The organism is Sulfurimonas sp. (assembly GCF_032250635.1).
Classification (GTDB): Bacteria; Campylobacterota; Campylobacteria; order Campylobacterales; family Sulfurimonadaceae; genus Sulfurimonas.
Genome location: NZ_JAVVFL010000086.1, coordinates 1 through 8,686 on the forward strand (window position 1 = coordinate 1; position 8,686 = coordinate 8,686).

Here is an 8,686-nt window from a genome sequence, read left to right on the forward strand (position 1 = left end):
GAACACACAACCATATTTTAACTATTTGGTTGATAAATATATTATACGAAGGTATGATATGAATTGGACACTAATTTGGACAGCATTAGGAACTATAGCTACAATTATAGGAGTAATTTACAGTATCTCTGGTTCAGATATAGAAAGTAAAAGTATTGTTAAAAGTGAACCATCAATTGTAAAAGAAACAAAGACAATTATCAATAAATCAAAAGATTATATTGATAAAAACAAATCATATATTATAGAACAATCTGCTAATGATATTTTTCAATGGTATCAAAATATAAAGAAAGTAGGAAATGAGTTAGAAGCTCAAGAACTTGCTGTTAAAAAGTATATAGGTAAATATATTACTGTAAGTGGAAAGATACAAAATATAGAACCTTCATCACTGTATACCAATGGAGCAACAATAATTATTGATTCAGGAAATGACAATAAAAGTATTTTAGTTGCTGATTTCACTGATAAAAATGATGTTTACTCATTAAATAAGAATAGTATAATTTCAATTAATGGAAAAATTGTTAGACTAAACGAAGACGTTATATCAATAAATGATAGTAAAATTATAGAAAAATAACTATAAAAATGATGTTTTATATGTCACTTTTTTACAAAAGTAACCAAAAATCGTGTCACAAGTTGGATTTCTTTACGCCTTTTTTCGGTCGCTCCGTCTAAAAATACAAAACTCGGCTAAAGCCTCAAACAGTTACATTTTCTTAACGACTCCACTCGGTCAAAAAGACTAAAATCCAAAGTGACCCACTACACTGCCGACACAACCGTTACGTCAGTTGCAACATCTGCAGAGCCAAAAAATAGCAAAGAAATTTCGTTAAGAAAATTCAACTGTTTGAACGAAGTGAGTTTTGAATTTTTAGTAATTTATTTGATGTTTTTTGGGAACCTGACGAATGTCAGGCTCGAAGCCGTTGCAAGAGTTTTTTGGTACTTTTTTGCGAAGAAAAAAGTACGGAACAGGAGTTTATTATAAATCTCTCTCGATTACTCTTTTAAACGTGTTAAAGTAGTTGTCTTGAAGCTCTTGCAAACTCATCTCAACATTGTTGATTTTGATTTTGTCTCCGCCTACCGTTCCGATTTTTTGACACATTAGCGTTCCAACCATCGTCTCAAAAGAGGCGCTGTTTTCCTGCTTAACCTCTATAATAGCGCGGCTCATGCTCTCTGCAAAAATGTCTCTCTCGTCTCTTACAAGCATCTTAGCGCTGCATCCTAGTCCACTTACAGCCGCCATTTTTGCAAGAGCAATAGCTACACCGCCGCTGCTTGCATCTTTTGCGCACTCTAAAATGCCTTTTTTGTTTGCCTCGATAACCAATTCCCAAAGAGCCAGCTCATCTTCGTAGTCAATCACAGGAAGTTTTCCCGCTACAGCTCCACAGATCTCTTTCATGTAGAGTGAGCCGCCAAACTCGCTCTTATTGTCTCCCACTAAGTAAAGAGTATTCCCCTCGCCTTGAAAGCTTGACATCAATACTCTGTTTGCATCATCATTTACGCCTACGGTTGCGATAGAGGGTGTTGGAAAAACAGAGACGCCGTTTGTCTCATTGTAAAGCGAAACATTTCCACCGATTACGGGAGTCGTAAGTGCCGCGCAAGCCTCTTTTATACCTAGACACCCTTGTCCAAACTGCCACATTACTTCCGGATTTTCAGGGTTACCGTAGTTTAGACAATCAGTAATCGCCAAAGGTCTCGCACCACTCATGGCAACATTGCGCCCAGACTCGATAACCGCTGCAGCTGCTCCGCCTTTTGGGTCTATATAGCAGTAACGCACATTACAGTCAGCCGACATTGCAAGAGCTTTGCCGTTCTCTTTTACACGGATAACCGAAGCGTCAAGCATGCCGCCTTTTTTAATAGTGTTTGTCTGTACCATTGAGTCATACTGCGTATAAATCCACGATTTATCAACCACTTCCATAGATTTTGTAAGTTTCTCAAATGCCTCTTGGTTTGCAACACGAGCAAAATCATCAATTGTCACATCGCCGATTTTATCCAAATATGCGGGGCGCACCATAGGACGATTAAGAACAGGCGCTTCTTCGCTTACTGGATTGACAGGAACCTCTGCAACCTTATCTCCATGCCAGAAAAGTTCCATATTTCCAGTTGCAGTTACCTCGCCGATTACCGCCGCATCCAAATCCCACTTCTCAAAGATTTTAATAATCTCGGCTTCACTTCCTTTTTTCGCACAAAGAAGCATACGCTCTTGAGACTCAGAGAGCATAAAGTCATAAGGAGTCATCCCCTCTTCACGGGCAGGCACGCGATCAAGGTGCATTATCATACCGCTGCCGCTGCGTCCCGCCATCTCAAAAGATGAAGATGTAAGTCCTGCCGCTCCCATATCTTGGATACCGATAACATGGTCGGTTTTAAAAAGCTCTAAACACGCCTCAAGCAGAAGTTTTTCAGTAAATGGATCACCCACTTGAACAGTCGGACGAAGAGATTTTGACTCTTCTGTGAAACTGTCGGAACTCATCACTGCTCCGCCTAATCCGTCACGACCAGTTTTTGCGCCTACATAGATTACAGGGTTGCCTATGCCATCAGCTCTGCCGTAAAAAATCTCATCGCTTTTTGCAATACCCAAAGTAAAAGCATTGACCAAAATATTGCCGTTATAGCACTCGTCAAAGCTTGTTTCTCCGCCGATAGTCGGAACTCCCATGCAGTTACCGTAACCGCCGATTCCCTCAACTACGCCGCGAACCAAATATCTTTGGTGTTTAGCTATATCATCATCATTTAAAACATTTCCAAATCTTAGCGCATTTAGATTTGCAACAGGGCGAGCGCCCATTGTAAAGACGTCACGCATAATCCCGCCTACACCTGTTGCAGCACCCTGATAAGGCTCTATAAAACTCGGATGGTTGTGTGACTCCATCTTAAATACAGCCGCATATCCGCCGCCGATGTCGATTACTCCGGCATTCTCGCCCGGACCTTGAATAACCCATGGCGCTTTAGTCGGAAAGCCGCTTAAATGAACTTTTGATGATTTATAACTGCAGTGTTCACTCCACATGGCAGAAAAAATGCCTATCTCTACTAAGTTCGGCTCACGCCCTAAAATTTGCTTTATATGCGTGTAATCTTCACTTGAGAGCTTATGTGAAGCAAGTACTTCTTCAATATTTTCTAGTTGTTGGCTCACGGGGAAATCCTAAAAATTTGGTTTTTAAAAAGGGATTATATCTAACATGAAGTAAAAAGTGTTTTAATGGAACGAAAAGTCTGATTTTGTACGGATATTTTTCTTTAAAGAGAAGATGTTTTTGTAACTTATTTCTATTATTTCATACTCCTTCTTCATAAGCGGGAGTTGGACTTTGAACTCATCTTCTACCGCTTTTCCCATCATGGCGCGAGCTAAGGGTGAGTGAACGGAGATGAGTCCATTTTCCGGCTCTGACTCCAAAACTCCGCAGAGAGTATAGCTCTCCTCTTCCTCCGTCTCAAGATTTAAAATCTTTACGCTGCTGCCAAAACTTACTCTCTCATGTGAAAGTTTTGAAGGGTCTATGATTTGAGATTTTTGTATCATTGAGTTTAGATAAAAAAGTCTCTTGTCTATAAATCTAAGTTTCTCTTTTGCCGCCTGATAATCAGCATTTTCGCTTCTGTCTCCCAAGGCCGCCGCAACAAGTTTTTCCTCTGCGACTTTTGGTTTTTCCACTTCAAGCAAAAACCTAAACTCTTCGATTAAAAGGTCATACCCCTCTATGCTCATTGGCTCTTTGCTAATGGTTAAATCCTAAGATGTAGTAGGTGTTTTTATTATCTAGTTTATTGATTACAACTTTATATTTTTCGCTGAAATGTTGGATTTTTTCATGTGCCTCTTGAGCAATTTCAGCGCTAGGAGCTTCAACTTTTATTTTAAAAAAATCGTTTGAGTTTGACATTGCAATGTAGGAACCGTCTACTTTTAGATGGTCGTGTAGATCCATAATGTGTTTTTGTATTTTTTCATAACCTGTGGTGTTCTCTTCAATCCTTTGAAGTTGCTGAACCAAGGCGTTGTTAGGTACGTATCCGAGCTGAGTAAGCATAGCTTCTTTTTGCATATTGTTCTCTCTTTTTTAAAAAATGTAAGAAAATAATATCAACTATTTGTAAATATTCAGTACTTTTTTATGAACATATATGTATCATCTACTTAAATAATATTTGCTAAAAGAGAGAATTAAATGACTGAAGAGATACTTAAAAAAATCAAGCAACTACCTCCGCTGCCCGAATCAGTTATGCAAATTGAGTCTGTTTATCAAGACCCTGACAGTACATTTAGCGATATGGTTAAAATACTAGAAAAAGACCCTCTCTTGACGGCAGATATTTTAAAAGCGGCAAACTCTCCACTTTATGGATTTAGCCGCGAAATTAATGCTATTAACCAAGCTGTAGGACTTTTTGGAATGGGGACAATAAGAGGTTTTGCACTTGCTAGTATTGTTAAAAAGAGTTTTGACCTTGACCTCTCGGTTTATGGAATTGATAACGACACTTTTTCAATGCTATCTAAAAAACAGCATGCCATTACGACTTCATGGTGTCTTAAAAAAGATTCAAGACTGCTGGGGATACTCTCTCCTGCAGCATTTTTAGTCGAAATCGGCAAAGTTTTAATAGCTCAACAGATTATGGCAGACAAGAGTGAAGAGAAGTTTAAAGAGGCACTTGAGAGATCTGCTACACTCGAAGAAGCAGAGAGAGAAGTAGCCGGAGTAGACACTCCAGAAGTGAGTGCCAAGATATTTGAACACTGGAGATTTGAGTCGGGACTTGTCGATACTATTCGCCACTGTTTAAACCCCGAAAAAGCGAAAGATGAGATCAAAAAAGCCGCTCAAATTTTGCATGTAGTACGCACAGTAGTAGAGCTTAACGGCATGGTTACAGACGAGAGCATCGCTGCCGCAAAAGAGCTGATTACTAAATACTCTCTTGACATGGAGAGCTTCGATAGAGCGTTGCAAAATCTATAATGGCTGATACTAAATCACTTCTCATAAAACTCACAAACGGCTTAAGCGAGCAAGATGTTGCCTCTGATGAGCAAACGCAGATAAACGACTATCTGGCTAAAGGCTACATCACAAAAAAAGATGATATTTACAAATTTAACTCCAAATATCGCGCAGGAACTTTGGGCTTTGTCCAAAAAGAGACTGCATATCTGCATGTTATCGGCGAATACACTGGTGACATGTTTATAGGCGAAGGAGATTTGGCAAGCGCCAAAGAGGGCGACCTTGTTATCGCACAAAGATTGCTTGGTCAAAGAGGTTCTCCCTCTGCAAAGGTTGTTGAGATTCTCGGAAGAGCGCAAAGCTACAGCGTCGCTTACATTATCTCAAAAGATGGCAGAAAATCTCTTGTTGACCTAAGAACAGAGTACCCGACAGGTGTCGAGATGACGCAAGATGAGCTAAATGCCTACGAGCATGGCGATGTCTTTAAGATCAACAACCAAAATTTTACAATCATGGAGCGTCTTGGCAACATGAAAGACCCTTTGGTTGATGAAAAAATCGTCCTTGCACAATTCAACAAACATGACGAGTTTGAGCCAGAAGTACTAGAGCTTGCTTCCTCATTTGAGCAAGTAAATGCCTCAAAATACCCTTCAAGAACAGATTTAAAAGAGTTGCCGTTTTGTACAATCGACCCCGTAACTGCAAAAGATTTTGACGATGCAATATACTGGGATGATAAAAACTCCACGCTTTATGTCGCCATTGCCGATGTCAGCGAATATGTAACCCCATTTGGAGCCATTGACAACGAAGCGGTTTACAGAAGTTTTTCCATCTACCTTCCGCACCGCTCAATCCCGATGCTCCCACGTCAGCTAAGTGAGACACTCTGTTCTTTACAGCCCAACGTTGACAGACTTGCCTATGTTTTTGAGATAAAGCTCGATCTTGACTCGCTTGAGGTTGAAAATTCAAAAGTTTACGAGGCAATTATTCACTCGCAAAGAAGATTCAACTATGAAGAGATTGATGAGTTTTTAGAAGGCAAACTTAAGCCACAAAACGACTCTGAAAAAGAGATATTTGAGTACATCTCCAAGCTCAAAGTCGTAACGGACAGACTCAAAGAGAAAAGACTTGAAGTAGGTTACAATTTTCGCTCAAATGAGCTTGAGATGTTTATAGATGAAAACTCAAACATCACTCATACTACCTATGCGCAGGAGACTCCTTCGCATGCTTTGATTGAAGATTGTATGCTACTTGCAAACAAAGAGGCTGCAAAGAGATTTAAAAAAGGGATTTTTCGTATCCATGAGCCACCAACACAAACGAAACTGCAAAATCTCTACCAAGAACTTGCGGGAATCGGCATCTATGTAGATATTAAATCATCCATAAAAGATACGATTACACAGATACAAAATCAAGCCGAAGAGATGGGTCTCTCAAGCGAAGTCGATACGCTTATCATCCAGTCTCAGATGCAGGCTAGATATGCACCGTTTAATGTAGGGCATTTCGGACTCGGTTTTGATGAGTATACGCACTTCACTTCACCTATCAGAAGATACTCTGATCTGATTGTCCACAGACTCCTAAAAGCTATTGCCAGAGGCGATAAAGAGGAGAGCTCTTATGTGCTTAGAAACATAGAGTCACTCTGCATGAGTGTTAGCGAAAAAGAGAGAGAGGCTTCAACGATTGAAAATGAGTTTATGGCAAGAAAATTCACCCGATGGGCAGATGAAAATATCGGCGGTACCTTTAAGGCAAGAATTACATCCACCGACCCATACCTAAAAGCCGAACTTCATGATGAGATTCAGGGAGCTAGATTTTTAATAAACCATGGACTTGATGCACAGCTCTTTGAAGATGTAAAAGTAAGAATCGACAAAGCAGACATTGCCAAAGCAAAAATCTATGCAAGCGTCGTAGAACGCATAGAGAGAGAAAGCTGATTTGTACAAAAGCGAACTAGATAAGCATATTCAAAACGGCTCTCTTTCAAACAGTTTTATACTTTATGGGGAGAGCTCTTTTTTAATCGACAGATATACTCAAATGCTTACAAACGTGCCCGATGCTTCCGTTGCAAAGTTTTACCATGACGAGTATAATTTTGCCTCGGCAAAAGCCCATCTCTCACAGGCTTCTCTTTTTGGCGGTCAGAATGTCCTCATCATTAAAAGCGAGAAGAAGGTTCCAAAAAAAGAGCTTGAAACGCTTATTGAGTATTGCGAGAAAAACAAAGAAAATATTTTTGTCTACGCCTACTACGGGGATGACCATAAAACATACGCAAAAGCTCCCGCAAAAACAAAAACTATGTGTGTTCGCTTTTTCCATCCAAATCAGGGTGAGGCAACTTTTATACTCTCACAAGTAGCCCGTGAAAAAAATGTCAATGTTGACAACCGCTCACTTACTCATCTTTTGTCTATTCACAACTGGGACGTAGCACTTGCATGTAACGAGATAGAGAAACTCAAAATTTACGACAGAGCCATAACGACCAAAGACATTGACAATCTTGTTTTTGGGTTAGCAGAGGTAAACATTGAGAGTTTTATCAACAAAATTTTAAATAAAAAAGATTTTAAAACAGACCTTGAGAGCATGTTAGAGCACGGAGAGGATGAGATAAGGTTGCTAACAGCCATAACCTCCTATATGACGCAGCTCTATATGTTTCACATCTACATTCGCATCAACGGCGCACCAAATGCTCTAGAGATACTGGGATATCCAGCTCCAAAATTTGTGGTCGACGCAAAAGCCGCAATGTCCATAAAAATAAAACCCCAAACCTACTATAAACTCCACGAACTTCTTCTGGAGAGCGAACTAAAAATGAAAAGCTCACATGTAGACAAAGGCGCTATTTTGCTCTCGACGCTTATTAGAGTGCAGCAGCTGTTGTAACTATATTTTTAAGTAATTTTCTTATGTCAAACTCAAAATTTACATATGTTTATTATTTATTTGTGGTAGTAATTCAGGAATATGGTGTTTTAGTTTGGCATAAGAGACTGGAAATATAGTTATTTCGCAGCCTCACAAAGAGGACGAGAAAAATTAAATCTTTAGCGTGCTTTTGCTAATGCAATATTTTTCTTTTTATATGCTTCTTTTAAATCAGCTATAACATCAGCCGCTATATCGTCAAAAACAGTTTTCCAAGCACCAATAGTAAACCCTCCGCCTGCCGCTATATTACGAGTTGCATTTGCTTTTCCAACTACTAGGCTACTGTCTTTTAATGTCGCTTCTATCGTTAAAATAGTTGCACCCCAACCTGGCATAATCCATCTTTTAAAAGCATTTCCCTCAGAATATTCTATAATATCAATTTTTAATTGAAGTTTTGAATTCTCATTATTAGCCCATAAAATACCATCTGCTTTAAGTTTTTTGTTCAAAGATTCTTTAAGCATTTTTTGAATATCAATTTCAAAAGTTTGAGAAGTTTTATTTGCAACAGATTCCACTTCAATTTTTACATCTTGTTTTGGTGTATAGTTTTCATTTAAAACTAAACTATGTTTGGAGCTACAGCCACTAAACATAAATAAACCAAGCGCTAACATACCAACAATCAATATTTTCATTGAATTCATTTTTTTTCCTTATATTTATAAAACCAA

At 39.0% G+C, this 8,686-nt stretch carries 8 protein-coding genes; 4 read left to right on the forward strand and 4 right to left on the reverse strand.

What is annotated here, in order from left to right; all coding sequences use genetic code 11:
- A partial coding sequence (locus tag RQ763_RS06455) for an OB-fold protein (RefSeq protein ID WP_314151859.1) occupies positions 1 to 586 on the forward strand: 586 nt, incomplete at its 5' end.
- A gap of 411 nt (positions 587 to 997) precedes the next feature.
- Here the strand turns inward: RQ763_RS06455 and purL are convergent.
- The 3 genes from purL to RQ763_RS06470 all read right to left on the reverse strand — a co-directional run bounded on the left by purL (position 998) and on the right by RQ763_RS06470 (position 4,124).
- Entirely contained in the window at positions 998 to 3,211 is a 2,214-nt protein-coding gene (purL, locus tag RQ763_RS06460) for a phosphoribosylformylglycinamidine synthase subunit PurL (protein WP_314151861.1), read from the reverse strand.
- A gap of 63 nt (positions 3,212 to 3,274) precedes the next feature.
- Positions 3,275 to 3,787, reverse strand: coding sequence for a transcription elongation factor GreA (gene greA, locus RQ763_RS06465; RefSeq protein WP_314151862.1), 513 nt, complete (start codon positions 3,785 to 3,787; stop codon positions 3,275 to 3,277).
- A gap of 10 nt (positions 3,788 to 3,797) precedes the next feature.
- Complete coding sequence (locus RQ763_RS06470; RefSeq protein ID WP_314151863.1) at positions 3,798 to 4,124, reverse strand: hypothetical protein; 327 nt, start codon at positions 4,122 to 4,124, stop codon at positions 3,798 to 3,800.
- A 123-nt stretch (positions 4,125 to 4,247) separates the two neighbouring features.
- On the opposite strand from RQ763_RS06470, the gene RQ763_RS06475 reads away from it, so the two are divergent.
- Genes RQ763_RS06475 through holA form a run of 3 tightly spaced genes read left to right on the forward strand, consistent with a single transcriptional unit; the run spans position 4,248 to position 7,964 of the window.
- A complete protein-coding gene (locus tag RQ763_RS06475; protein ID WP_314151865.1) occupies positions 4,248 to 5,045 on the forward strand; it encodes an HDOD domain-containing protein in 798 nt (265 codons plus the stop codon).
- Positions 5,045 to 7,000, forward strand: a complete 1,956-nt coding sequence (locus tag RQ763_RS06480) for a ribonuclease R (RefSeq protein ID WP_314151866.1) — start codon at positions 5,045 to 5,047, stop codon at positions 6,998 to 7,000. The genes RQ763_RS06475 and RQ763_RS06480 overlap by 1 nt, the downstream gene beginning before the upstream one ends.
- A gap of 1 nt (position 7,001) precedes the next feature.
- Positions 7,002 to 7,964 carry a DNA polymerase III subunit delta gene (gene holA, locus RQ763_RS06485; protein ID WP_314151867.1) on the forward strand — a complete coding sequence of 321 codons (963 nt, stop codon included), beginning with the start codon at positions 7,002 to 7,004 and terminating at the stop codon, positions 7,962 to 7,964.
- A gap of 161 nt (positions 7,965 to 8,125) precedes the next feature.
- On the opposite strand, the gene RQ763_RS06490 is transcribed toward holA, so the two are convergent.
- Positions 8,126 to 8,659, reverse strand: a complete 534-nt coding sequence (locus RQ763_RS06490) for a DUF4410 domain-containing protein (RefSeq protein WP_314151868.1) — start codon at positions 8,657 to 8,659, stop codon at positions 8,126 to 8,128.
- Positions 8,660 to 8,686: the final 27 nt, after the last annotated feature.